Raw genomic sequence first — 24,324 nt, 5'->3', positions numbered from 1 at the left:
TGTCCGGTCGGGTGCGTCAGTTCGGGTCGGCGTTCAGTTCGATTCCGGTGCGGCTTCTGCTTCGGGTTCCGGTTCGGGCTCTGGTTCCGAGGCGCTCCCGTCGGACTCCTCTTCGGAGCGGGCGGCGACGAGCGACCCGCGGGCGACGCTGTACAGCGGGCGGTCGATGCTCCGAACCTCGTTGACCGAGAATGGAATCGTGGAGTCTTCGAGGTGGTGTTCGAACAGCTCTTCGAAGCCTTTCGGGCTGGAGGTGCCGCCGGTGACGACGACGGGCACGTCGAGGCCCTCTTCGATGTCTTCCTCGTCGACCTCGCGCTCGATGTTCTCGATGACGTAGTCGAGGAGGTTCTCGTAGTAAATCGACAGCGCGCCCTCGACGCCGCCGACGTCCGTGCGGAAGTCGAGCTGGAAGTCGTCTTCCTTGATGGACGTGACCTTGTCGACGGCCGTGCCGGTGGCCTGTGCGGTCTGCTGGTCGATCCAGTCGCCGCCGCGGGCGATGGAGAACTGCATGACCGGCACCGCGTAGTACGCCAGACAGATGTTCGTCATGCCCGCGCCGAAGGAGACGCCGAGACCGGTGAAGTTGTTGTCGGCGAGTTCGCTGTAGATGACCGCCATCCCCTCGTTGATGGGTTCGGGGTCGTAGCCCATGTCGCCGAGCATCGATTCGAGCGTCTTGTCGTGATACAGCGTCGAGAGGTCCGAGTCGATGGGGTCCGCCGGACTCGAATAGAAGAGGCGCTCGTTCGGCCGGGAGGGCGAGCCGACGACCTGCTCGATGATGAGCTTGATCATCGGAATCGCGGAGGACTCCTCACTGGAGAGGATGCCGTGTTGCATCGGCCGGCGCGTCTCCTTGCCGAAGATGTTCGCGAAGTTGAGCGCGTCGTCGCCGACGACGTACACTTTGTCGTCCTTGCGGATGTGGAGCACGTCGCTCCGCGAGAGCATCTGCTCCGCCATGTCGCTGTAGTCGATTTCGACGAACGAGTTTCGCTGCTGGACAAATACGGTCTCACTTCCATCCTGGCTCGCGGACAGGATGTTCATGGTACCTACGTCAAGGCCTTTCGCCATACCTCACGCGTCGTAGGGCTGTCGCATAAATCTGTATGCGCTTTTGAAATTCACTTCTGCCGATGAATCCAACGCCGAACCGATAGCCCGGCGTCCCGCGACGACTCAGGAGAACAGTCCGCGAATCCGGTCGACCACGCCGTCCGAGTCCTCGCGTTCGGCGTCGGCCTGCTGTTGCTTCCGGAGTTCGGCCAGCGCGGCGGCCTGGTCGTCCGTGCTGTCGCCGACCGCCGTGTCCTTCTTCCCGCCGCGGAGCCCCTGTAGCCCGGCGACCGCGTCGTCGACCCCGCCGCCGCGCGTCTCGGTCACCTTGGCGTTCTCGAAGCTCGCCCGGTCCACGTCGTCGACGGCGGAGGTATCGAGCTTCAGGCGGGTGGTCTCAGTCTTGCGGACGCCACCCCACGACAGTTCGGTGTTCGACATCGCCTCGTCCATGTCGCGGCGGACCTGCGCGGAGACGGCTTCCTCGTCCTCGCCGTCGTCGGTCGCGTCGGTCTCCGCATCGCCCCCGCCCGCGGCGGGGCCGCTCGTCCTCGCGCGGGCGAGTTGGAAGCCGACGAGCGACGTGCCGCTCGCGGCGACGACCGCCACCGCGCCGAGCGAGTAGATGCCGACGATGCGGCCGCTCTGGTCGGCGCTCGCGGAGACGTTCCAGTTGTGGGGGTACGCGCCGACGAACTGGGCGACTGCGACCGCGCAGACGAGGAGGCCCGCGCCCGCGAGGACCGTCGGGAACCGGTACTGGGAGGGAAGCAGGACCACGACGGAGACCAAGAGGAGGGGAATCCCGAGCGCGCCGGTGACGCCCGCGACCTCGCGGAGTTCGTACTTGAAGATGTTCTCGGGCGGGATGCCGCCGCTCCACACCACCGCCGCGAGCGCGACGGCGAGCAGTCCGATAGCCGTAAAGAACAGCGCGAAGCCCGCGTAGACGGTCGTCTCGTCGGGGTCGGCGTCGACGTACCGCCGGTAGAGGGCGATGAGGGTGTTCTGCCCGTCACTCGACATGCCTCAGACCACTCTCCGGCGCGACATATAATGTTCGCTGGGTTCGGGGTTCGTACCGCCGCCGGCGTCCGAACCGACGCCCCGTCACGACCCGTCGGCGCACCGTTACTGTCCGCCGAGTCGCTACTGTCCGCCGGCGTGCTCGACGGACATGTCGTAGGCCGCGACCGTGTCGCCGAGGGTCGCCTCGGTGAGCGTGGGGTCCGCGTCGAACCGCGCGCTGGTGAACCGAGCGGGCCCGCGGACGACGGTGTCGCCGAAGGCCGCGGCGTCCGTCACGTGCGTGTACGCGAAGTCCAGTCGGCCCTCGATTTCCACCCCGAAAACGAGCGAACCCACGGTGCAGTCGGAGAAGTCCACGTCGCGCGCGACGCGGACGCCCGAACAGAACACCTCGTCGCCGAAGCGCGCGTGGTCGCAGACGACGCTCCCGCCGACCGTGGTTTCGACCACTCGAACCGGCGAGTCGGCGGAACAGACCGCGTCGGAGAGGTCGAGGCCGCCGGTCACGGTCGCGCGGACGAACGACGCCGCCCCCGACTCGAATCGCGCGCTCCGGAAGCGGAGCGCCCGCCCCTCGACGGTCGCGTTGTCGAAGGAGACCGGGCCGTCGAACGCGCTGTGCGTGAAGTCGACGGTCCCGTCGCGGGCGGTGAGCCCCGTGCAGTCGACCCGGCCGCCGAAGCCGGCGCTCGTCGCGTCGATGCCGCCGTCCACCGTGAGCCGCGTCGCGTCGAGTTCGCCGTCGACCGTCAGGTGTTCGAGCGAGAGGCCGTCGTCGACGGTCGCCGACGCGGCGACGATGTTCTCACGGACGCGGCAGTGCGCGAGGGAGAGCCGACGGTCGCACGCGACGTTCCCGAGGTCGAGGCGACCGCCCAGTCGGGTGTGGGAGAACCACGCCGGCCCGCCGAACTGCGCCTCCGCGACGGACACGTCGTCGTCGACGACGCCCTTCCGGAACGTCGCCCCGCCCTCGAAGCGCGCCTCGGTCGCGACGACCGCCCCTGCGCTGAAGCCGGTCGCGTCGAAGCGCTCGCCGAAGCGCGACTCGCAGAGCACCCAGCGGTCCCCGACCTGGAGACTGCGACAGGTGACTGTCGCGAGCGTGTCGAGCCGCTGCATGCACACCGCGCCGCCCACCGAGACGCGGTCGAGCCGCAGCGGGCCCTCGAGCGCCGCGTCGCGCAGGTCGATATCTCCTTTCACCATCGCGCCGCGGAAGTCGAGCGGCGCGTCGTCGGCGAGCGTCAGCCCTGCGAGGTCGATGCGTTCGAACGACCCGCCGACGAACGCCGACGGCCGTTCGGGGTCGGCAATCGTCTCGCGGAGCGCCTCGGTGACGGCCGCGGTTCGCGTTTCGCCGACGGGGCGGTGAAAGAGACAGCGGTCGGCCGCACCGCTCGCGGGGTGCGGACACCGCCACACGGATGGCGATTCGTCGGCACCCGTCTCGTCGTCGGCGTCGAAGACGTGCTTGTAAGCACAGCGAGCGGGGCGTTCCACGTCGCTCGACCGTTCGTCGTTATCACGTAAATAGGTTGTCACGATGTCGCGAACGTCCGATTTCACCTTCGTCGCCACCTCAGTCGGCTGCTCTGATTACCGCTCGATGAAGGGCGCGCCGGCCTCCGCGTCGCCGACGACGGCCGAGAACGTCGCCGCGAACTCGAAGTCACGGACGGGGAGCGTGACCAGCCGAACCGTCTCGCCGGCGCTGTCGTGGAAGCCGACGACGGTCCGGTCCGATTCGAGTTCGACCGAACAGCCGGCGAAGACGGGGCGGTTGAGCTGTATCGTCCGCACCTCTCGGACTTCCTCGGGGGTCGCCTGCTCGCCGTCGTGTCGAATCTGCACGAGTCGCGTCTCGGTCAGAAGCACCGTCATCTCCTCGTAGTGGCTGACCGACCGGAGCGTCTCGTGTTCACCGACGAACTGGTGAATCGACTCGTAGAGGCTCATACGTCGCCTACTCGACCTACTCCTATCAACGTATCTACAACAGTTTTCGGCGTCTCTCGACCGTCAGCGCGGGTCGCGAACCTCGCGACTCGCGGCCTGAACGGTCGGGGCCCGACCGTCTGTCAGAGGCGTGCAGGCGGGACAGGCCGCCGTGACTGGGCAATCGCGCTGTCCACATCCTGACCAACACGACTGCCCGCTATACGGTCGTCGTCGGGAGTATATCAACGTATGTGCCCGTCGGCTGCGTGGACAGTCGAAAACCGATGTTCGAGCTCAGTCGGCGGCCTCGATACCGGGGTCGCCCGTCAGGACGATGATGTCGGCCATCCCCCGCACGGACCTGAACGGGACCCGAATCCCCCGCGGACCGACTTCCATTCCCTCGGGAGGGTCTTCGACCGAGACGAGAAGCGCGGTCACGCGGTCGTCGTCGAGGTCGACACAGAGGTCGACTGCCTCGCCCAACCGGTTCCCCGAGGCGGTGTACACGGGGCGGCCTTCGATGCTCGGAATCGGTTCGATGCCCGTCGGTGACTGGGGGACCATACCTACGCCATCGAACGTGTCAATAAAAAATACCTCGGTCGATGCGGGCGGTTCGGTCCCGAGGGGCATCGAGGGGTACGAGACGTTCCGGTCCAGACGCGTACCGCGCGATAGTCGCCGAGAGACGACGCGAGCGCTGGATATTCTCCCGCGTCGATATGTATTTAGGCACGCCTAATGGATATGAATCTGGTCAGGAAAACTGAGCCTCGGTGTTCCTTCCACAGACCCACCACCACTGCCGAGGCCGACTGACCATTTTCTCACGGGCAGGCGGTTGGTCGTGTTTATCCCGCTGTCGTCTCTCCCGCCGAGCGCCGTCGCCGCCTGCGCTGCGTACAGTCCCGTTGCCATGATGCAAAGTAATCTTCACATTTATGTTTTTGAATACACATTTTCTCCGTATGGTAGACAGTCCGGTCCGGGCGTATGGTGCGCTGTTCGTCGTCGTCGCGGCGGCGGTCAGCGGTGCTATCATCCTCTCGGGATTCGTCGCTATCGACTTCGTACTCGACACGGTCACGGTCTGGGGATACATGGCTGCGGTCGGCGTGATGGTCGTCTGTGCGGCGGTCAGTTGGCTGACCGACCTCCCCGGAATCCTGTCGAGCGAGTTCGGAAGCGGCGGACGGTGAGACGACGCTGAGGCTGCCACTACCGCGCGTTCGAAAAAGAACCCCTGTCGGGACGTTCCCCTGACGGGGGTGTTAGTCCCGAATCTCGACGAACAGCCGCTGCACGTCGACGATGTTGACCTCGCCGTTTCCGGAGAAGTCGAACGCGTCGGCGTTGTCGGTGATGCCCGGACTGTTCCGGTTCGCGAACATGGCCTGCACGTCGGAGACGGTCACGTTTCCGTCGCCGTTGATGTCTTCGAACGTTCCGTCGCCGTCCGGGTCAGTCGGCACGGCGTCCGATGCACCGACCGGCTCGAGCGCGACCGCGGTGAGGGTCGCGCCGCTCTCGGAGCCGACGTCGTATTCGGTACCCGGCTCGCTTCCCAGTACCGTCTCGGAGACTGCGAGTTCGGACGTTCCCGCCGACGTGAGTGTGACGTTCACGCGGGCGAAGGTGACGGTCCCGTTCTGCGCCGTGTCCATGCCGAACGCGTCGATTGCGACCGAGTCGTTCTCCGGGCCGTACGTCGCATTCGCTTCGAGCGGCGACCCGAGAACGGTCACGTCGGTAATCGTTCCCGCCGTGCCGTTCGTCAGGTTGAGCGTCGTTTCGAACGCGCCGACGCCGTCGGTGACGTTCGTCGCGACGAGGTCGACGGTCACCGTCTCGTTCACGCTCGCGGTCGTCGGCGTCGCGAGCGCGCGAACGTCGACCGCATCCGGCGTCGTGTTGCTCTCGTCGTCCTCGTCACCGTCCAACTGGACCGTCACGGTTCGGTCGTCGTCGAGCGAGAGCGTCTCGGTGGTCTCGATACCTTCGAGGTCGGTCGCGTTCGGCGGCGCTTCGACGGTCAGCCGAAGGTCGCCGACGAGTTCGACGCCGGGGCGACCGGTCGCGTCCAGCACCATCGTGCCGTTCGGAAGCGTGCTTCCGGAGACGAAGCCGACCGAACCGTTGTTGCGGTGGTCGACGGTGACGCGCGCGTTCTCGACCGCGTCGCCGCCGGCGTCGACGACGGAGACGTTGAGCTGGTGGGCCTCGGGGAGCGCGACTGTTCCGACGTCGTGCGGGGCGGCCCCCACGTCAATCGACGTCGCCGCGTAGACGTCCGGGACGCCGTCGCGCGGGAAGCTCGTTCCCTCCTCGGCGTACCGTTCCTGTCGGAACTTCACGTTGTAGGTCCCGTTTTCCGCGACGGACACGCCGAACGCCCCGTCGTCGGCCGTGCGGGCGAAGCCGCCGCCGGACGTGCCGTTCGTATCGCCGAGGACGACCGCGGTCCGGTTGACCGCCGGTTCGCCGTCCGGCCGGACGAACCGACCGGTGACGTTCACTCGGTCGGTCAACTGAACCGTGAGGTTCGTGTCCGACGTGACGTTCAGCCGCGTCCCGACGAAGGTCTCGTTCGGGCCGTAGACTTGGACCTGCACGTTGCCGCCGTAATCGTTGGGGACCGCCTCCGGGCCGGCGACTTCGACACCCTGGGTCTGGCCGAAGATGAACTGGCCGTCACTAGCGGTCTGCCCGCTGACGGAATCGAACACGCGGTTCCCGCCGTACGCGACGACGACCGTCGCGTCGTCGGCCGGGTCGCCCTGCCGGTCGAGTACGGTCACGTTGAGGCGGTTGGCATTCGGTAGTTCATCGCTTCCGAGGTGCGTCGAGTCGTCGGCGTAGACGCGGTGGAGCGGGTAGAGGTCCGGCACCCCGTCGACTTGGCTACTCGGCTGGACGAACGAAACCTGATACGTTCCGCGGGCGGCCGTCAGGTCGTATTCGCCGTTCGGCCCGAGCGACGACACGTCGCCGTCGGGTGCGCCGAGACGAGTGTCGAGGACGACCTCACCGGGCGGGACGGTCCCGTCGGCGGCTTCAACGAAGCCGGTCAGATTCGCCGGCGACCCGTCCGTCTCGTTCGTGGCGAGCGTGAACGAGAGGTCCGTGTCGTTCGTCACGGTGACGCGCTGCCGTTGAATCGTGTCCTCGTACGCGTCGGACTCAACCGGCGGTGCGACCTCCACGGTCACGTTGCCGGTGACTTCCACGCCGGGCCGAGGCGCGTCGTTGATGATGAGTCGTCCGTTCGCATTCGTCCGGCCTCCGAACACCACTCTCGCGGAGCCGTTCGCGTGCGTGATTCGCAGCCGTGCGTCTTCGACCGCACTTTCGTTTTCGGCCGTCACGGAGACGTTGAGGACGTGGCCCTCGGGAATCTCGGCATCGACGGTCGTCGTCTGTGACGTGTTGATTCGGTCGACCGCGTAGATGTCCGCGACGCCATCGCGGGGCCACGCGTCGGCTCTGGAGGCCGACTCGCTCGCGTTGAACTGGTAGAACCCGACCTGGTACTCGGTGTCTTGGAGCACCGACTGGTCGAATTCGGCGATGTCCTGCGTCGTGTTGTAGAACCCGGAACCGTTCGTCGTTGCGGCGGCTGACGGGCTATCGAACGACTCGTCGAAGAACGCGACCGTGTCGTTGACCAGCGGCGTCCCGTTGGCCGTGGTTACGTGACCGGAGACGGACGTGGTCTCGCGGATCGGCTCTGCGTCCTGGTCGATGCTGATGTAGCCCTCTGCCGACGAGAGCCGACCGTCTGCGGTGACGGTCTGGACCATCGCCGAGTAGCTACCGGCTTCGGTCGTCGCCGGAATCCTGACCGACGCGTTCTCGCCCGGCGCGAACGTCCGGGTCGTGAGCACGCGTTCTTCGGCCTCTTCATCCCACGAATAGACGGTGAGCACGCCGCCCTCGACGGTCTCGTCGGGGACGTCGTAGTTAATTGTCACCGTCTCGCCGGGCGCGACTTCGGTGTAGCCGTTCCCGCTGTCAGTGACGTTGACGTCCACGACGTACTGGCTCAGCGACGGCGACGTCCAGTAGTTGAAGTCCCGCGTTCGGCTGTCGGCCGCGAGGGCGACCGAGAGCTGCGCGTCCGCGGGCACGTCGTAGGTGAACGACGCCTGCCCGCTCGCGTTCGTCGTCACCAACCCGGTCGCGAACACGCCGGCTCGCAGGCCGTTGCGTGCACCGACGTACGCGACAGGTGCGTTCGAGACGGGCGAGCCATCCGCGTCGATGAACGCTATCGAACCGTTCGCCGACTGGCCGGCTTCGGTTCCGAACTCCCCGTCAAGTTCGGTTTCGCCCTGCGAGATGTCCGTGTAGCCGTAGCCGACGACTGTGCTGTCGTCGACAGTTGTCGTCGCGCGCAGTCGGATGTTCCTGTTGTGGTAGTTCGCGAGCGACTGCGGCAGGTCGAACGAGACCGTTGCCGCGCCGGTGCTGTTCGTCGTTACGGTCCGGTAATCGAGAACTGTCGCGTCGACTCCCGAGAGCACGCGAACGTCCTGATTACTTACCGCCGTGCCGTTTTTCTCGACGACGACTGTCGCCGTCGCGCTTCCGTCCGGGCTGACGTCACCGCCCGTCCGGACTTCCACCTCGGCCGCCGGTTCGTCCGGCACCGGTTCGTCGTCCTCGCTCGTTCGGTTTTCGACTTCGAGCTCGGCGTCCTCAGCGATTCGGACGCCGTTCGTCTCGAGGGTGACGTCGTAGTGGACGCGGTACTCCGTCTGGTTCGCCGGCACGTCCCACGACGTCACGAACTGGCCGGCGGCGGTCGTCGTGAGCGTCTGGGTATCGAGGACCACGTCGCTCTCGTTTTCGATGCGCAGCGTTAGCTCCTCGTTCGCCAGCGGCTCGCCCGTCTCGGTGAGAACCGTCCCGGAAATCGACGCGCGCTCGCCCGGGCGAAGCTCCCACCAGTTCGGGATGTTGACGCTACTGATATACTCCGCCGAATCGATGGTTGCGCGCTCGGTTTCGCCGTTCGGTCCGGTCGCACGAACGACGTACGACCCCGTCTGTGTCGTCGTGAGATTGAGCCGAGCGAAACTGTCGGTCCCCGTCGTCACGTTCTGTTCAGTGACGCTCCCGTCGGGTGCCCGAATCTCGACGTGAACCGGGTCACCGGTGGTGGGTTCCCCGTCGACGCTCGTGTGGACGGCGACGCCCACGGTGCTGTTCTGCGGCGTCGTCTGGCGGTAGTACTGCGGGACGAGCTGGGCTCGCGCGCCCGCGGTAAAGCTCGCGTAGCCGGAGTACCCGCTCGTGTCCGACGTAACGAACACTTGGTACTCGCCGTCGTCGCGTCCGGCGAGGTCGTAGCTGACCACCGCCGTCCCGTCCTCACCGGTCGTCGCGTTGAACGTGTCCGTGCCGTTCGGCGTCTCGACTTCGACCGTGAGCGACGTGTTCGCCGGCACGTACTCCTCGGTCGTCACGTTCACCGCGCTCACGCGGATGTCGACAGTCCCGTCGCTGTCGTACGACGGTTCGCCGTACTCGTAGGCGACACTTGCCCCTACGTCGATCTCCGGTTCCGAGTCGTGACTGAACGAACTGAGGAGTTCGTCGGACGACTCGGCGTCGGTCGCCGTGACCGTCGAATCGTCCGAGAGCTCGACGCGTTCGGTCTGCTTCTGGATGCCGTCGTCGGTCCGCGTGTAGGTGACGACGAGATACTCCCCGCGCGGGAGCGACGACGTGTCCACGTCACCCCCTTCGAAGTGGTAGTCTGCCCCCGAGCCCGTGTCGATGAACACCACCTCGAGGACCCCGCTTTCGTTTATCGGTTGTACCTCTGTATCCGGTTGCTGCTGTATCTCCTCTGCCGCACTAACCCCAACCAATGCGACCGAGCAGACGAACAGCACTGCCCCTAGTGTAACTGCTATCCGTGCTCGCATCGCTCGCAAGTGTTTATCGAAATAGTATAATTGTATGGTTCGTTGGAAACAATTGACTGTCCCGCGTTTTCGACGGACTCCGCGGCTTTCTACTGACCCCTTTCGAGAACCGTTCTCGAGGTCTCTCAGAGCGGAGTCGATAGGTATAATGACTCTAACATTGTTACACCACTGTGCGACTTGGTAACGATACTTTCCCTCTCCGACTCGTCGACGCTGATGAACACATCGACTGTCACTCGGAGAAACAATTATTGGCTGTCACATGGACTTCCAACCGAATGAGTGCCTTCAGTACCCGTGAACGTGCGGATTCGTAGGTGCTGACAAGAACGTTCCATACAATATGGTGGCTACACACTACGAAGTGGGTGAAACAGTACCTGCGGACATCTGCTCGGTCCCCGCCGAGGAAGAAGAGATAACGTTCGCCGTCTCCGTCGACGTCTACGACGGATACGGGAGCGCCAAGCACGTCTATCCGACAGAGCAAGTCGAACGCGTCTGGGACCTGTTCGTCACGAACACCGAAACCGACGAGGTGGTGGTCGAAGACGAAGTTCGGCTCTACACGATTCCCCACGACGCGCTCCGCTGAGTGGGTCGTGGTCGCACGCTCGCTCGCCTCCGCGTCCTGCCCGAGTCGCGAACCCGAGTCGCGTTCGACGACCGTCCGCAGGGGCCGAAATATCCGAGAGCTGACTATGTACCGAACGGTCAGAGACTCGCGGACGTACCACCGAACCGACCAGACAAACCTGCGACAGCTATGCGCGACCGCGCGACGACGGCCGCATCGGTTCGGACCGGTCGTGGGGTGTCGATGCCGAACCGTTCGCGTACAGACGGCTCACGCGGCGCGTCAAGTGGCCGTGGTCAGAACTCGGAGACCGTGCCCAGACTGTGGCGCGGTGAGTCGACAGTCGGAGAACTCCCGTGTCAAACGTATCAATCTATCAGTTAGTTATGCGAGTTGAGTAATAATTATCACGGTGCTCGTTGGACATATGGCTGAAACTTGAGCAGTACGCCTTCCGGTGTATGGGTAGGGAGCGATACTGCTTATAGTATCGAAAAATCGTGTGGGTTGTCAACGCATGGCCAAAGAGAGATACGATGCAGGGGAAACCGTACCGTCGACCATCTGTACAATCGCCGACGACGAAGACGGCCTGACGTTCGGGGCGACAGTCGAAGTCGACGAGGGAGAGGTTGCGTTCGCCGTTCCGGTTGAGGTCTACCACGGCTACGGAAGCGCGAAGCACATCTATCCGGTCGAGCAGGTCGAAGACGTTTCGGACCTGTTCGCGACGGAGAGCCACTTCGAGGAGGTGACCATCGCGGAGAACGTGCAGTTGTACACGATGCCGCACGAGTCGCTCCGCTGACTGCGCGGCGCGCGAGTCGGCCTCCGCGTCGACCGCGACCCGCCTCGCTCCGCTCGTTCGCCTCCTCGTCGTGAAATCCCGGTTCTGTGTCTCCGTATTCTACATCATTATTTCTACGCGCGTCTCTGTCGGAGCGAAGACTCTACCTACCTCAGCGTTCCCATCACGAGCAATGACGCTCGAAGACGACGCCCGGGACTACCATCGACGGCCGCCCGCGGGAAAAGTGGAGATAGCGACGACGAAGCCGACGAACACGCAGCGCGACCTGAGCCTGGCGTACTCGCCGGGCGTGGCCGCGCCGTGTCTCGACATCGCCGACGACGAGACGGCGGCCTACGAGTACACGGCGAAGGGCAACCTCGTCGGCGTCGTCTCGAACGGCTCCGCGGTGCTCGGCCTCGGCGACATCGGGGCGCAGGCGTCGAAACCGGTGATGGAGGGTAAGGGCGTGCTGTTCAAGCGCTTCGCCGACATCGACGTGTTCGACGTCGAGTTCGACCACGACGACCCCCAGGCGTTCGTGGAGTCAGTCGCCGCGATGGAGCCGACGTTCGGCGGCATCAACTTGGAGGACATCCGCGCGCCCGAGTGCTTCGAAATCGAGGAGTCCCTGCGCGACCGGATGGACATCCCCGTGTTCCACGACGACCAGCACGGCACGGCCATCATCTCCGGTGCGGCGCTACTCAACGCCGCCGACATCGCGGACAAGGAGCTGTCGTCGCTGAACGTCACCTTCTCGGGAGCGGGCGCGGCCGCGACCGCGACGGCGCGGTTCTACGTCTCGCTGGGCATCCCACACGAGAACATCACGCTGTGCGACATCGACGGCGTTCTCTCGGAGTCGCGGGCCGAGGCCGGCGAACTCGACGAGTACGCCGAACCGTTCGCCCGCGGCGTCGACGACGGCGACCTCGAAGACGCAATCGAGGGCGCTGACGTGCTCGTCGGCCTCTCGGTCGGCGGCATCGTCAGCCAGGAGATGGTGCGGTCGATGGCCGACAACCCAATCATCTTCGCGATGGCCAACCCGGACCCCGAAATCGCCTACGAGGACGCGAAGGACGCCCGCGACGACACGGTCATCATGGCGACCGGGCGCTCCGACTACCCGAATCAGGTGAACAACGTCCTCGGGTTCCCGTTCATCTTCCGCGGCGCGCTCGACGTGCGCGCGACCGAAATCAACGAGGAGATGAAGCGCGCGGCCGCCGAGGCGCTGGCGAACCTCGCCCGACAGGACGTGCCCGACGCGGTCGTCAAAGCTTACGGCGACGGCCCGCTGCAGTTCGGCCCCGACTACCTCATCCCCAAGCCGCTCGACCAGCGCGTCCTCTACGAGGTGACGCCCGCCGTCGCCGAGGCGGCCATGGAGAGCGGCGCGGCCCGCCGCGAGCGCGACCTCGACGACTACCGCGAGGAGTTGGAGGCCCGCCTCGGGAAGTCCCGCGAGATGATGCGCGTCGTCCTCAACAAGGCGGCGACGAACCCCAAGCGGGTCGTTCTCGCCGAGGGCGAAGACGAGAAGATGATTCGCGCCGCGAGTCAGTTGGTCGAAGAGGGCATCGCCGAACCCATCCTCGTCGGCCGGACGAAGGAGATTCTCCGCACCGCCGAGGACCTCGGTCTCGATTTCGACCCGACCATCGCCGACCCCGAAAGCGGCGAGTGGAACCACTACGTGGACCACCTCTACGAGCGCCGCCAGCGCAAGGGCCTCACCCGGACGGAGGCTGCCGAACTCGTGCGGAGCGATTCGAACTACTTCGCCAGCGTGATGGTCGCCATGGACGACGCGGACGCGATGCTGACCGGTCTCACGCATCACTACCCCTCGGCGCTCCGCCCGCCGCTGCAGATTATCGGCACGGCCGACGACGCCGACTACGCCGCCGGCGTCTACATGCTGACGTTCCGGAACCGCGTCATCTTCTGCGCCGACGCGACGGTCAACCTCGACCCCGACGAGAACGTGCTCGCCGAGGTGACGAAACACACCGCCGAACTCGCCCGGCGGTTCAACGTCGACCCCCGCGCGGCCCTGCTCTCGTACTCCGACTTCGGGAGCGTCACCAACGAGGGGACGCGCAAGCCCCGCGACGCGGTCGAACAACTGCACGCCGACCCCGCCGTTGACTTCCCGGTCGACGGCGAGATGCAGGCCGACACCGCCCTCGTCGAGGAGATGCTGACCGATACCTACGACTTCGCGGAGCTCGACGACCCCGCGAACGTCCTCGTGTTCCCGAACCTCGAAGCGGGCAACATCGGCTACAAACTGCTCCAGCGTCTCGGCGGCGCGGAAGCTATCGGCCCGATGCTCGTCGGCATGGACAAGCCGGTCCACGTCCTCCAGCGCGGCGACGAAGTGAAAGATATCGTCAACTTGGCCGGTGTCGCCGTGGTGGACGCCCAAGAGGAGTAACGCGCTCCGAGCGGCGTCGAGCCACCTCGGCTGGCCGCGGCGGCCACTCCGTCGTGTCAGCACGAGAAATTAAATACGTTCAGCCGAGTCAGGGAGTATGGTCGAGTTGGGTACACACACGTCGGCGTCGGAGCGCCGGTTCGCACTCGGGTGGGTCGGGATGGCCATCGTGATGTCGCTCGCGGTGGCGGCCATCGATTTCCTCGAACTGCCGTTGCAGACGGTGTACGTGTTCGCGGCGGGCGTGACGCTTCGGGAGGTCATCGGACTGGCCGTCTGGCTGCTCCGACGCTGACGGCGGGCGGAGAACAGCTATATCGACGTCGTTCGAACGTTCGCGCGTGCCATCACGTCGCCTCGTTCTCGGGTCGTTCGCCTCGCTTTTCGCCGGCTGTAGCGCGTCGCCGTCGCCGCCGACGACGCCCGATTCGCCGACGACGCGAGCGGAGCCGGAGTCGCCGACGGCGACGTCGTCCCCTGACCCCTACGAGTCCCATCTCGCCTCGTTCGGACGGTTCCTCGACTCGGAGTCGGTGGCGCTCGCGGAACTGACCGCCGACGAACGGGCGTCTGTCGTCTCGCTCACTTACGAGAGCGACGCGCGCAGCACGGACCGCCTCAGCAACGAAATCGGGACCGTCGCTGGCGGGTTCTTCAGGGAGGTCGCCGCGGGGTGGACCGCGTCGCGGCTCGAAGCGACCATCGTCGCGGCCGCCGCCGACTCGGGCGCGGTCGTCGCCCGCTGGCGCGCCGAGTCCACGTGGTTCGACGCCTACGACCGCGGCGACATCAGCGCGGACGAGCTATCGCTCCGGGTATTGCAGACTCTCGAACGAGCGTAAACCGAGAACGCGGGTCGACGAGACCGCGCGCCTGCGAGTCGCTGCTCGCGACGCCCCGCACCTACGTCCGTCGCCGAGCGAGTGCGACGAGTGCCGCCAACGCCGCCGCGAGCGCTGCGGTCACCGCACCGAAGCCGGGGGTACTGGTCCCGGTCGTCGCCGGTTCCGACTCGGTCGTCGCGGTCGGCGTCGGCGTCGACTCGGCGTCGACCCGGAGCGTTCCGGCCGAGACGCCGTCCACCGCGACGTCGTAGCGCCCGACGGCGTCGGCTGTGACCACGAACTCGACGGACCGCGTCTCGCCGGGGGCGAGGTCGAGCGTTCGCGACTCGCTGACCGCGCCGTCGACCGTCAGGTCGACTGTCGTCTCGCCGCGGGTCTGGCCGGTGTTTTCGACCGTCGCGGTCACGGTGACCGAGTCGCCGACCACCACCGAGGACGGCAGGGGCCCCGTCGTCACCGCGAAGGCCGCCCCGGCGGGCGCGGGGGCGAGCGCGAACACCGAGAGGCCGGGCGAGACGGCGGTGAATCGAACCTCGTCGTCGGTCTCGCCGGCGACGCCCGTCGAGAGCGCCCGCCACTCGCCGTCGCTGTAGCGGTAGAGCCGGAGGTCGGCCGGGTCGAGGTCGCGGTCCGTCAGCGTCGCCTTCGAGACGGAGACGGTGAAGTTCACGCCGGAGATGGCGCTGTCGTCCACGTCGTGGGCCACGTCGAGGTACGAAAGCGGCCCCCCGTCGAGCGCCGGCGTCCCGTCCGGCACGGAATCGAGCGCCCGCACCGTGAGTTTCGCGTCCGACTTCGCGCCGAGCGTAAGCGAGAGGCCGTCGACCCGGACGCCGCCGCGCTCGACGCCGGAGAGGTCGACCTCGACCGGCGCGCCGGGCTTCGCGTTTCGGATGTCGACCGCGAGGCCGCCGTTACTGGCCGACGTGCGAACCGACGTCCGCGCGCCGCCGGAGTTGGAACCGCCCGACGAGCCGCCGGTGTCGTCGTCGCTCTCGCCGCCCGGGTCGTCCGGGCTGTCCGTCGTGTCGCCGCCGTCGGTCTCGCCGCCGTCGGAGCCGCCGGTCACCTCGACGGACGCGTCGGCCGTCGTGCGCGTAATCGCCGACCCGTCCGCGTCGGCGAGGGTGTCGACCTCGACGCCGAGCGTCGCGTCGCCGGCCGACTCGCCCGTCACGTCGAGCGCCGCGAGCGCGACGTCGCCGGTCGGGCCGGACCGGGCGTCGGTGTAGCCGACGATTCTGAGGACGCCCGATTCGGGCGCGGCCGTCTCGACCGCGAAGTCGCTGTCGGCGACGCGCACCGAGACGACCGAGGGGTCGTAGGTGACGTTGACTGCGAACGCGCCGACGCCCGCGCCGGCGGGAACGTCCGCGGCCCGCAGGGTCGCCGTCGCCGTCTCCTCCAAGCCGACCGAATCGACGCCCGCGACGGAGACGGTCGCCGAAGATGCCGCGCCGGCCGCGGAGACCGCAGCGAACGGTGCGACGCCCGCGAGGACGACCGCGCAGACGACCGCCGCGACGACGACGCGCCGCGCGAACGCGAGACGGCTCATCGCGCACCTCCGTAGTCGGCGGTGCGGTTGCCGGCGTCGTACTGGGCGACGAGCATCGCATCGACCGCCGTCACCTCGCCGTCGCCGTCCACGTCGCCGTAGGGGTCGCCGTCGTCGACCGCGGCGACCGCGGCCGCGATATCCGCGGCGTCGCCGTCGTCGACGGTCCCGTCGCGGGTCGCGTCGCCGACCGGGAAGCCGACGAACTCGATGGCCACGTCGAGCAGGCCGGGCGAGTCGAGGGCGACGGTCGTGGTTCCACCATTGCGGCCGGGCGCGACCTGCTGGCCGTCCACGGTGGCCGTCACGTCGTGGTAGCCCGACGGGAAGGCAGCGGGGTCGGCGACGCCGACGACCGCCCGGCCGTCGGGCACGTCCGCGAGGAACGCGACTTCGAACCGCGCGCGGGCGGTGGCGTTGCCGGCCTCGGTGACGGCGCTCTCGGCGCTGCCGTTCGCGACGGCCGACTGTGCGTCGGTGGCGACGACGACCGCGGGGTCGTCCAGCGAGCCGTGGCGGTAGGTCACGTTGGTCTCGCCGCCGGCGACGACCGAGACGTTCAGCGCCGGGTAGGTCGCGCCGCCGACGCTGACGGAGACGGTGTGGTCGCCCGCGGTCACGTCGTCGCGGACGGTGGCCCCCGCGCGGTCGGTGCCGTCGACGGTGACGGTCGCGCCCGACGCCGGGTCGCCCGCCTCGTCGAGCACGTCCACGGAGAGCGCGCCGGTGGCGACAGCGGTCGCGGTCGTCTGCGCGCGGACGTTGTTCGACTCGTTGTACAGGGGGCGCACGTCAGCCCGAACGGTGCGCTCGCCCGCCGACTCGACGGTGACGGTGAAGACGTAGGTCCGCGACTCGCCCGCCGGGACGTTCCGGCCGTAGACGAACAGCGAGTCCCCGCTCGTAATCGTGCTGTTCTGGACGGCCCACGTCCGGGTTCCGTCGGTCGATTTCACCACTGGATTCGGGTCCGCCGGGGCCGACAGCCCGGCTTCGAGGGGGACCTCGACGATGGGGCTGAACAGGTCCGTGCCGCTCGCCGTGTTGTCGACGGTCACTTCGAGTCGGTTGTCGCCGACGTGGAAGTCGGCCGGCGCGTCGATTGAGACGCCGTAGCCGGCCGCGGCCGCGGTGGGCGCGGAGACGCCGGCGACGACGACCGCGACGAGCAGGAGTCCCGTCACGGCGCGTGCGACGGACATCTCAGGCACCTCCCTCGTTCGCGGCGTACTCGTCGCGGGCGACGAGTTGGTCGTTTTCGAGACCGACGACGAGCACGCCCGTCCCGGTCGTATCGACCTGCACGGTTATCGGCCCGTCGGCGTTGTCCCGGAGCGTCTGGAGTTCGCTCTCGGTGAGTTCGACCGAGTCGAGCGCGTCGGTCGAGTCCACGTCGATGGTCTTCGTCACGAGCGCCGGGGTCGACTCCGTGCCGAAGGTGACGGTCACGTCGTGGGTCGGGTTCGAGCCGCCCTGTCCGAGCGTCAACAGCGTGTTGATTGCGAGGGCGGTCGCGCGGGTGTAGCCCCACGACCCGCGGTCGTCGTAGACGGTGACGAGGTAGGTCTGGCCGGCCTGCACGGAGGCGTTCGTGTTCTCCAGTCCGGTCGCGTTGAGCGCCATGAGCGCGTACGCGGTCGTCTCGGAGGTGGTGCCGACGTCGCTCCACGAGGCGGAGCGACGTTGCGACCACGCCCCGCTGTCGGCTTGGTTGTCGAGCAGCCACGCCCGGCCGTCGTCGATGGCCGTCCGGACGGGAGCCGTCTCGACGCCCGAGGCTTCGAGGCCCCAGACGGCGAGCGCGGTGGACATCGTGTTCGGGGTGGAACCGTCGCCCCACGCGCCGTCGGCGCGCTGGGCGGTCACGAGGTAGCTCGCGGCGTCGCCCCGGAGTTGGTCTGCGGTCGCTGCGGCGGTCGCGTTGTACGGGCCGGCCTGGTCGAGGGCGACGAGGGTGAACCCGGTCATGGCGGCGTCATCGTCGAAGTAGAACTTGTCGTTGCGGATGCGGCCGTCGGCGGCCTGTTCGTCCGCGAGCCACGCAACGGTCGCGTTAGCGTCTATCCGGTCGAGGTCGGCGCGGACCGGCGCGCGAGCGCTCTGCACGGGGTCGTTTCCGACCGCGCTCGTGCCGAACAGCGCGTAGGCCGTGTAGAACACGTCGCCGTCGGGGTCGTTGCCGTACATGCTCCACGAACCGTTCTCGTGTTGCGCGTCCTGTCCGGTCGTCAGACGGGCGACGCCCGCGTCCACGCTGGCGTTGATTTGGCCGGTGTCGTATCCGCCGGGTGCGGGGTTGCGCCGGTAGTACTGGCCGGTGTACAGCGCCCCGAGCATCGGCGAGGTCGTCTGCTCGACGCAGGCGTGGGGGTACTCCACGAGGTAGTCGAGCCCGGCGAGCGTCCGCCCGTCGGTCCCGAGGTGCGTGGAGATGGTCACCCCGTGTTCGTAGGTCGTCTCGTTGCGGAGGGTGAGCGTCGCGGAGTCGCTCCCCGTGCCGGTGAAGTTCACCGCCGCCGTGTCGACCACGCGGGTCTTCGGGCGCTCGACGGTGAGGCGTTCGGTCGCCGTCTCGTTCTCACCGCGGGCGCTGAGGTTCAGTTCGAGGTCGTAGGTCGCGTCGCGGTTCGCGGTGGCGACCACGGTCCACTCGAAGTACGTTCGGTCGTCGGTGTCGTACTTGGTCGCGGTCTCGCCGGGCGCGAATTCGAGGCCCGCCGGGAGCGACAGGTTCGCGGTCACGTTGCTCTCGTAGTTGCTGTAGCCGCGGCCGTAGACGGTGACGTTCCGGCCGACCTGCACCGGGTCGGCGGCGGACAGCCGTCCGCGGAGTTCGTACGGCTGGCTCGTCGTCACGTCGCGGTCGGCGTTGCCGCGCGGGGCGTCGGGGTCCGCGACGGAGGCGACGAGCGTGTGCCGCCCGGTCGCGAACGTGTGATTCCGCGTGAAGACGGCCGTCTCGCGTGGGTCGAGCGCCGGCACGGCGAGGGTCTCGTTCGACGACCCGTCGCCGAAGTCGAGCTCGGCGGTGCGGGCGTCGCTCGGGGCGTTCCCGTAGTTCCTGACGTAGACGCGCGTCTCGGCGGCCTCGGTCGGGATGACCCGCCACGGCGCGTTGACGGTGAGTCGGAGGTCGGCGTAGCTGACCTCGGTCGTCGCCGTGGTTCGATTGTCGGTCTCGTCGCCCTCGGCGACCGCGCCGTCGGGGTCCGAGACGGCGACGAGTTCCACGTCCGGATACGCCGAACTCAGGTTGCCGCGGAGCCAGTCGGTGAGGTCGACCGTCACCGTCTCGTTCGCGCCAGCGGCGACGGTGCCGACGGCGCGGGTGTACGTCGTCGAGGCGTCGTCGTAGTAGCCGACGCGGGACCGCGCGACCAGTCGCACGTCGACGTCGGTCGCCTCGGCGGTGCCGTCGTTGACGACGGTGACGTTCGCGGTCACGCGGTCATTGCCGAGCGTCTGGGCGGGTTCGACCGAGATGCGCGGTTCGAGGTCGGGCGCGGCCGAGGCGTTCACGACGAGCGTCGTCGCGTTGCTGTTCCCGGACGCGTCGGTCGCGGTGACGGTGACGGTGTGTGCGCCCGCCGTCGCCAACGAGAGGTTCGTCCGGTTCGCGGCCGTCGTCACCGACTGCCCCTCGTCGGTCTCGAAGGTGTAGTTCGCGACGCGGTGGTTGTCGGTCGCGCTCGCGGCGACGCTGAAGTTCCCGCCGGTCCTGACTGGCGACGGCGCGCTCGCCGAGACCGTCGGCGGCACGCGGTCGACCACCGGAACGGTCGCCGAAAGCGTCACCAGCGTCTGTTCGGTCGTCCCGTCGAGCACCTCGACCGAGACGGGCGCGTCCCCGAGCGCCGCGTAGGTGTGGTTCGTCCGGTTCGCGCTCGTGAAGACGGTCTCGCCGTCACCGAACGACCAACCGTAGCGAACGTCCGTCACGGACGCCGGGAGCGAGCGGTTGGTGACGGCGAAGGAGACGTTCGTCACGTTCACGTCGGCCGGCGTCGGGGCGACGCGGAGGTCCGCAGAGCCGATGTCGCGGACGGTCACGGCCGTCGTCGCGGTGTAGAGTTTGCGGTCGTAGCTGTCGAAGCCGGAGACGCGGGCCGTGTACGTTCCGGTCCGGTCGTACGCGTGCGAGACGTTCCGCGCCGTCGTCTCGGCGGTCGCGCCGTCGCCGAACGACCAGCGGTAGGTCTCGACGCTGTCGGCGTCGCCCGAGACGGTCGTCTCGAAGGTGACGTTCTCGACGGTACGCCGCGGGTCCGCGGGCGTCGCCGAGAGCGACCCCGAGACCGACGCGAGCGGTTCCACGTCGCCGAGTGCGACGAGCGAGCGGTTGATGTCCGACGACGACCCGGTCTGGACGTAGAGCCAGCCGTCGCCGCCGACGACCGCGCTCGCGACGGTGGTGTCGAAGCCGGGGGCGTCAAGCGAGTCGTTCCACACCGGCGCGCCCGTCTGCAGGTCGAGCGCGTGGACGGTGCCGTCGAACTCGGCGACGTAGACCGTGTCGCCGAGGACGGCCGGCGCGCCGAGGACGGCGCTGTCGGTGTCGTAGCTCCACGCGCGCGAGCCGTTCGTGGCGACCGCGACGACGCCCTTCTCGTCGTCGTAGAAGCCGCCGCGGGTGTCGACGACGATGCCGTCGGCGACGGCGGGCGACGAGCGGCTCTCGGTCTCGCCGGCGGCCACGGACCACAGTTGCGCGCCCGTGTCGGCGTCGAAGGCGACGAGCGAGCCGTACGTCGAGACGTAGAGGACGCCGTCCGAGACGGTGGGTGCCGCGCCGCGGTGGTTCGAGAGGCTCCGGTTCCACCGCTCGGTGCCCGTGTCGGCGTCGAAGGCGTAGAGGTGCGAGCCGAAGCCGGTGAAGCGCGAGCCGTCCCACCCCTGCGTCACGTAGACGGTGCCGTTCGCCACCGCGGGCACGGCCTGCGCGTCACCGGTCGTTTCGAGTTCGGTCAGGTTCTTCCGCCAGCGGAGCGAGTGCGACCCCCGGTCGATGGCGTAGAGCGCGTCTTCGGCCTCCGAGACGACGTAGACCGCGTCGCTCGTCACCGTGGGCGCGGAGAGCCACTCGCCGTCGGTGAACAGACCGTCGCTGTCGGCCGGCACCGACACCGACCAGCGTTCGAAGCCGTCGGCCGCGTCGAACACGGTGAGCGTGTCGCGCTCGTTGTTCGCGGCGTCGTTGTGACTGCTCACGAACACCGAGTCGCCCTCGACGGTCGGGGGCGCGGTCACCTCGTCGGGGTAGGCGCTGGCGGACCACAGCGTCGAGCCGTTCGCGGCGTCGTAGGCGACGATTCCGTAGCCGCTGGCGACGAACACCCGCCCGTCAGCGAACGTCGGCGGCCGCGAGTAGAGCGTGGACGTGGTCTCGTTCCAGCGGACCTCGACGGGTCCCGCCGGGCCGACGCCGGCGACGTTCGCGCCGGTGTTGGCGTCGTCGTAGCCGAACTGCGGCCAGCCGTCGGTCGGCGCGGCGAACTCCTCGGCGGCGACGTCGACCGCCACAGACGCCGTGAACAGCGGCGTTCCGTTCGCGTTCGCCACGGTCACGGCGGCGTCGTAGGTACCGGGGTCGGCGTAGGCGTAGCTGGTCTCGTTGGCCGCGGTCGTCGTGTCGGCGGTCCCGTCGCCGTCGAAGTCCCACCGGTACTCGCCGACCGACTGGCCGGCCGCGAGCGAGACGTTCCGAACCGCGAACGCGACAGATTCGCCCTCGGTGAGGCTGTCGGGCGTGGCGACGAGCGTGCCGTTTCCGGCGGCCGTCACGTCGAGTCGGAGCGTGTCTTCGACCAGGAGCGCCTCCGTGCTGTTGTCGCGGACCCGCACGGTCGCGTTGTACGCGCCCAGCTCGGCGTAGGTGTGATTCGCCGTCGCGTTCGGGTGTCTCGTGTACGCGCGGTCGCCGTCGCCGAACGTCCACGTGTAGAAGTCGCCGTCGCCGACGCCGGAGACGTTCACGAGGGCGAACCGAACCGTATCGAGATTGGCGCGGGCGGGCGTCGGTGCGGCGGTGAGCGTGCCGTCTCCGGCCGTCACCGCGTCGAGCGTGAGCGACTCCTCGAAGAGGAACTGCTCGCTCCCGCTCCGCGCCGTGACGGCGACGGTGTGCGGGCCGGGGGCGGAGAATCCGGGGAGGACGAGGCTCGCGTTCGGATGCGTCGTGTACCTCGCGTAAGAGCCGTCGACCGTCCACGTGTAGAACGAGGGCGTCTCGCCCGTGATGTTCGACAGCGAGACGTTGACAGGCTCGCCGAGCGCCGGGGCCGTCTCGTTCGCCGTCATCGTCGCGCCCGGCTGTTCGGCCGATTCGAGCGTCACCGTCACCGTCTCGTCGCCCGTCACGTCGAGCTGTGTCGTGTAGACGCGCTGGACGTAGCCGCTCGACGACGAGACGGGCTCGCCTTCGAGTCCGCCGTCGTAGCTGAGTTGTCTCGGCGGGGCGACGGCGACGGTCACGTTGCCCGTGAGTTCGATTCCGGCCGTCCCGTTCGAGAGGTGGACGTCACCGTCGGCCTCGGTGAGGAACCACTCGCCGAACTGCGAGGTGTTCACCGTCGCGCCGTTCGCGTTCGTGTGCTGGAAGGCCACGGCCGCCCCCGAGACGGGCGCGCCGGTCTCGTTGACGACCGAGAGGTTCACCACGTGCGCACCCGGAAGCGCCGCGTTCCCGAGGTCGGCGGTCGCGCCGGGCGACGCCCGCCGAAGCGCGAACACGTCGGGCGACCCGTCTCGGGGGAACGCGCCGGGAGCGCCGGGTTGCGACCCGTTGGCCGCGAGGTAACTCACGTCGTACGTGGCGTTCGATTGGAGGCCCGTGAGGTTGTACGCCCCCTGCGCCGAGAGTTCGTCGTAGCTCGGTTCACTTCCGTCGGTCGCGGCGAAGACGACGTCGCTTGCGGCGGGCGCGCCCGTCGCGCGGTCGACCGACCCCGCGAGCGACTGCCCGGCGGCCGCCCCCGAGAGCGCGACGAACGGACTCGCCAGCGAGACGAGGACGATAATCGTGAGCGATGCTGCCCCTACCTGGTGTCGATAACGTGTTGTCATGCCCCACCTTCGTCTCTCCGAAACCCGCGATAGCCACGAAATCCGGAACGATATCGTGTGTCATCATGGCGAGGCTATAATTCTGTGTTACTGGCCATACAGCGGTGTTTCAGGGCCTGAAACGACGTTTCGAACCGCGAATCGTAGGCCGCCGAGCCGCGCCGCTGTCGGCTGTTCGACCGCGGCGGCGAGTCCGTCGCCTCAGAGGAACGCGTCGCGTTCGGCCGGCGTCGATTCGGTGCGATACCGCGTGTACGTCGAGTGGGCCCAGTCGACCACGGCGTCGGCCTCGGCGTCCAACACCGCGCGCGGGCGGCCGTGGTCGTCGACGACGCCCATGCCGACGCGGTCGGCGTCGAGAATCGAGAGGACGTACGGCACGCGCTCGTAGCGGTACAGAGAGACGTTGGGGGCGTCGAAGAGGTCGGCCAACTGCCCCGCGGTCTTCTCGCTTCGCGCCATCGCCTCGTAGGCCCCGTCGGTCATGATGACTTCGACGTCGACGTCGTCGTTCCGGCGGCGATGAACCGTCGCCAACACGTCGGGCGAGGCGGCGTGCGTCAGGATGCGAATTCGGTCGGCCGACTCGACGTGCGACACCGCGAGCCGAAGCGGGGCCTGCGGGTCGCTCGGCGTCGGCGTCACGACGGTCGCAGACGCGAGCGCGCCGAGACGGAAGCCGGGGTCGTCCAGCGGGAGCCACTGCAAGAGGTCGGCCTCCGCGAACGTCGTCGCCGCCTCGACGGTCGAGACGGCGGTCTGGAGCTGTTCGACCACGACCACACCGAGCGGCGTAATCTCGTAGTGTTCGCCCGTTTTCGAAACCCACTCCCGCTCGGTGAGCGACTTCATCACCCGCCAGGCTGTCGACCGTGACGTGTCGAGCGTCGCCTGCAACTCGCTCGCGGTCGCCGGTCCCTCGTCGAGCGCCCGGAGCGCCGCTAACCGGTTCGGTGAGGTGATGAGACTCCGAAGTTCGTCCACGACCCCGTCCATGGTAGACGATACGACACCGCCGTAATAGTGGTTCCCCTCTGCGTGGGTGCGAAACCACACGCGAACGAGGCTGTGT

At 67.9% G+C, this 24,324-nt stretch carries 16 protein-coding genes; 6 read left to right on the top strand and 10 right to left on the bottom strand.

From position 1 onward, the window contains the following. Positions 1 to 33 precede the first annotated feature (33 nt). The 5 genes from C5C07_RS13740 to C5C07_RS13720 form a co-directional block, all read right to left on the bottom strand. Positions 34 to 1,056 carry a cell division protein FtsA gene (locus C5C07_RS13740; RefSeq protein WP_004976166.1) on the bottom strand — a complete coding sequence of 341 codons (1,023 nt, stop codon included), beginning with the start codon at positions 1,054 to 1,056 and terminating at the stop codon, positions 34 to 36. Positions 1,057 to 1,188: 132 nt separating this feature from the next. Continuing rightward, positions 1,189 to 2,091 carry a permease gene (locus C5C07_RS13735; protein ID WP_115805288.1) on the bottom strand — a complete coding sequence of 301 codons (903 nt, stop codon included), beginning with the start codon at positions 2,089 to 2,091 and terminating at the stop codon, positions 1,189 to 1,191. Positions 2,092 to 2,214: 123 nt separating this feature from the next. Beyond that, on the bottom strand, positions 2,215 to 3,597 hold the full coding sequence (locus C5C07_RS13730; protein ID WP_199522739.1) for a pentapeptide repeat-containing protein: 1,383 nt from the start codon (positions 3,595 to 3,597) through the stop codon (positions 2,215 to 2,217). Positions 3,598 to 3,693: 96 nt separating this feature from the next. Continuing rightward, positions 3,694 to 4,053: a hypothetical protein gene (locus tag C5C07_RS13725; RefSeq protein ID WP_004976160.1), complete on the bottom strand. Its 360-nt coding sequence runs from the start codon at positions 4,051 to 4,053 to the stop codon at positions 3,694 to 3,696. A gap of 276 nt (positions 4,054 to 4,329) precedes the next feature. Beyond that, a complete protein-coding gene (locus C5C07_RS13720; protein WP_004976157.1) occupies positions 4,330 to 4,602 on the bottom strand; it encodes a PRC-barrel domain-containing protein in 273 nt (90 codons plus the stop codon). Between the two features lie 404 nt (positions 4,603 to 5,006). On the opposite strand from C5C07_RS13720, the gene C5C07_RS13715 reads away from it, so the two are divergent. Beyond that, a complete protein-coding gene (locus C5C07_RS13715) occupies positions 5,007 to 5,237 on the top strand; it encodes a hypothetical protein (RefSeq protein WP_004976153.1) in 231 nt (76 codons plus the stop codon). A gap of 72 nt (positions 5,238 to 5,309) precedes the next feature. Here C5C07_RS13715 and C5C07_RS13710 read toward each other — a convergent pair whose 3' ends face one another. Beyond that, positions 5,310 to 9,827: a dockerin type I domain-containing protein gene (locus tag C5C07_RS13710; RefSeq protein WP_233510391.1), complete on the bottom strand. Its 4,518-nt coding sequence runs from the start codon at positions 9,825 to 9,827 to the stop codon at positions 5,310 to 5,312. A 490-nt stretch (positions 9,828 to 10,317) separates the two neighbouring features. Here C5C07_RS13710 and C5C07_RS13705 point away from each other — a divergent pair, with 490 nt between their 5' ends. The 5 genes from C5C07_RS13705 to C5C07_RS13685 all read left to right on the top strand — a co-directional run bounded on the left by C5C07_RS13705 (position 10,318) and on the right by C5C07_RS13685 (position 14,629). Next, positions 10,318 to 10,569, top strand: coding sequence for a hypothetical protein (locus C5C07_RS13705; RefSeq protein ID WP_004976149.1), 252 nt, complete (start codon positions 10,318 to 10,320; stop codon positions 10,567 to 10,569). Positions 10,570 to 11,068: 499 nt separating this feature from the next. Next, positions 11,069 to 11,359 (top strand): hypothetical protein, encoded by a 291-nt coding sequence (locus C5C07_RS13700; RefSeq protein WP_004976145.1) that lies wholly within the window; start codon positions 11,069 to 11,071, stop codon positions 11,357 to 11,359. 172 nt (positions 11,360 to 11,531) lie between these two features. Further along, positions 11,532 to 13,787, top strand: a complete 2,256-nt coding sequence (locus tag C5C07_RS13695; protein ID WP_115805286.1) for an NADP-dependent malic enzyme — start codon at positions 11,532 to 11,534, stop codon at positions 13,785 to 13,787. 97 nt (positions 13,788 to 13,884) lie between these two features. Then, on the top strand, positions 13,885 to 14,082 hold the full coding sequence (locus C5C07_RS13690; RefSeq protein WP_004976138.1) for a hypothetical protein: 198 nt from the start codon (positions 13,885 to 13,887) through the stop codon (positions 14,080 to 14,082). A 46-nt stretch (positions 14,083 to 14,128) separates the two neighbouring features. Then, entirely contained in the window at positions 14,129 to 14,629 is a 501-nt protein-coding gene (locus C5C07_RS13685; protein ID WP_004976136.1) for a hypothetical protein, read from the top strand. 61 nt (positions 14,630 to 14,690) lie between these two features. Here the strand turns inward: C5C07_RS13685 and C5C07_RS13680 are convergent, their stop codons facing one another. The 4 genes from C5C07_RS13680 to C5C07_RS13665 form a co-directional block, all read right to left on the bottom strand. Next, a complete protein-coding gene (locus C5C07_RS13680; RefSeq protein ID WP_115805285.1) occupies positions 14,691 to 16,190 on the bottom strand; it encodes a PGF-pre-PGF domain-containing protein in 1,500 nt (499 codons plus the stop codon). Beyond that, the gene (locus tag C5C07_RS13675) at positions 16,187 to 17,392 is read right to left on the bottom strand and encodes a hypothetical protein (RefSeq protein ID WP_004976131.1); all 1,206 of its coding nucleotides are present in this window, start codon (positions 17,390 to 17,392) and stop codon (positions 16,187 to 16,189) included. The genes C5C07_RS13680 and C5C07_RS13675 overlap by 4 nt, the downstream gene beginning before the upstream one ends. 1 nt (position 17,393) lies before the next feature. Further along, positions 17,394 to 23,252 carry a PKD domain-containing protein gene (locus tag C5C07_RS13670; RefSeq protein ID WP_115805284.1) on the bottom strand — a complete coding sequence of 1,953 codons (5,859 nt, stop codon included), beginning with the start codon at positions 23,250 to 23,252 and terminating at the stop codon, positions 17,394 to 17,396. Between the two features lie 201 nt (positions 23,253 to 23,453). Next, on the bottom strand, positions 23,454 to 24,248 hold the full coding sequence (locus C5C07_RS13665) for a winged helix-turn-helix domain-containing protein (RefSeq protein ID WP_004976123.1): 795 nt from the start codon (positions 24,246 to 24,248) through the stop codon (positions 23,454 to 23,456). Positions 24,249 to 24,324 lie beyond the last annotated feature (76 nt).

It is taken from the genome of Haloferax sp. Atlit-4N (assembly GCF_003383025.1).
Taxonomy (GTDB): domain Archaea; phylum Halobacteriota; class Halobacteria; order Halobacteriales; family Haloferacaceae; genus Haloferax; species Haloferax gibbonsii.
Note: the sequence above shows the minus strand (reverse complement) of the source record. Positions and strands in the feature narration are given on the sequence as shown.

What these genes read in the sequence shown, in the direction of transcription:
- C5C07_RS13740 (WP_004976166.1), bottom strand. Translation starts at nt 1,056, where the DNA reads ATGAACATCCTGTCCGCGAGCCAGGATGGAAGTGAGACCGTATTTGTC.
- C5C07_RS13735 (WP_115805288.1), bottom strand. Translation starts at nt 2,091, where the DNA reads ATGTCGAGTGACGGGCAGAACACCCTCATCGCCCTCTACCGGCGGTAC.
- C5C07_RS13725 (WP_004976160.1), bottom strand. Translation starts at nt 4,053, where the DNA reads ATGAGCCTCTACGAGTCGATTCACCAGTTCGTCGGTGAACACGAGACG.
- C5C07_RS13720 (WP_004976157.1), bottom strand. Translation starts at nt 4,602, where the DNA reads ATGGTCCCCCAGTCACCGACGGGCATCGAACCGATTCCGAGCATCGAA.
- C5C07_RS13715 (WP_004976153.1), top strand. Translation starts at nt 5,007, where the DNA reads ATGGTAGACAGTCCGGTCCGGGCGTATGGTGCGCTGTTCGTCGTCGTC.
- C5C07_RS13705 (WP_004976149.1), top strand. Translation starts at nt 10,318, where the DNA reads ATGGTGGCTACACACTACGAAGTGGGTGAAACAGTACCTGCGGACATC.
- C5C07_RS13700 (WP_004976145.1), top strand. Translation starts at nt 11,069, where the DNA reads ATGGCCAAAGAGAGATACGATGCAGGGGAAACCGTACCGTCGACCATC.
- C5C07_RS13695 (WP_115805286.1), top strand. Translation starts at nt 11,532, where the DNA reads ATGACGCTCGAAGACGACGCCCGGGACTACCATCGACGGCCGCCCGCG.
- C5C07_RS13690 (WP_004976138.1), top strand. Translation starts at nt 13,885, where the DNA reads ATGGTCGAGTTGGGTACACACACGTCGGCGTCGGAGCGCCGGTTCGCA.
- C5C07_RS13680 (WP_115805285.1), bottom strand. Translation starts at nt 16,190, where the DNA reads ATGAGCCGTCTCGCGTTCGCGCGGCGCGTCGTCGTCGCGGCGGTCGTC.
- C5C07_RS13675 (WP_004976131.1), bottom strand. Translation starts at nt 17,392, where the DNA reads ATGTCCGTCGCACGCGCCGTGACGGGACTCCTGCTCGTCGCGGTCGTC.
- C5C07_RS13670 (WP_115805284.1), bottom strand. Translation starts at nt 23,252, where the DNA reads ATGACAACACGTTATCGACACCAGGTAGGGGCAGCATCGCTCACGATT.
- C5C07_RS13665 (WP_004976123.1), bottom strand. Translation starts at nt 24,248, where the DNA reads ATGGACGGGGTCGTGGACGAACTTCGGAGTCTCATCACCTCACCGAAC.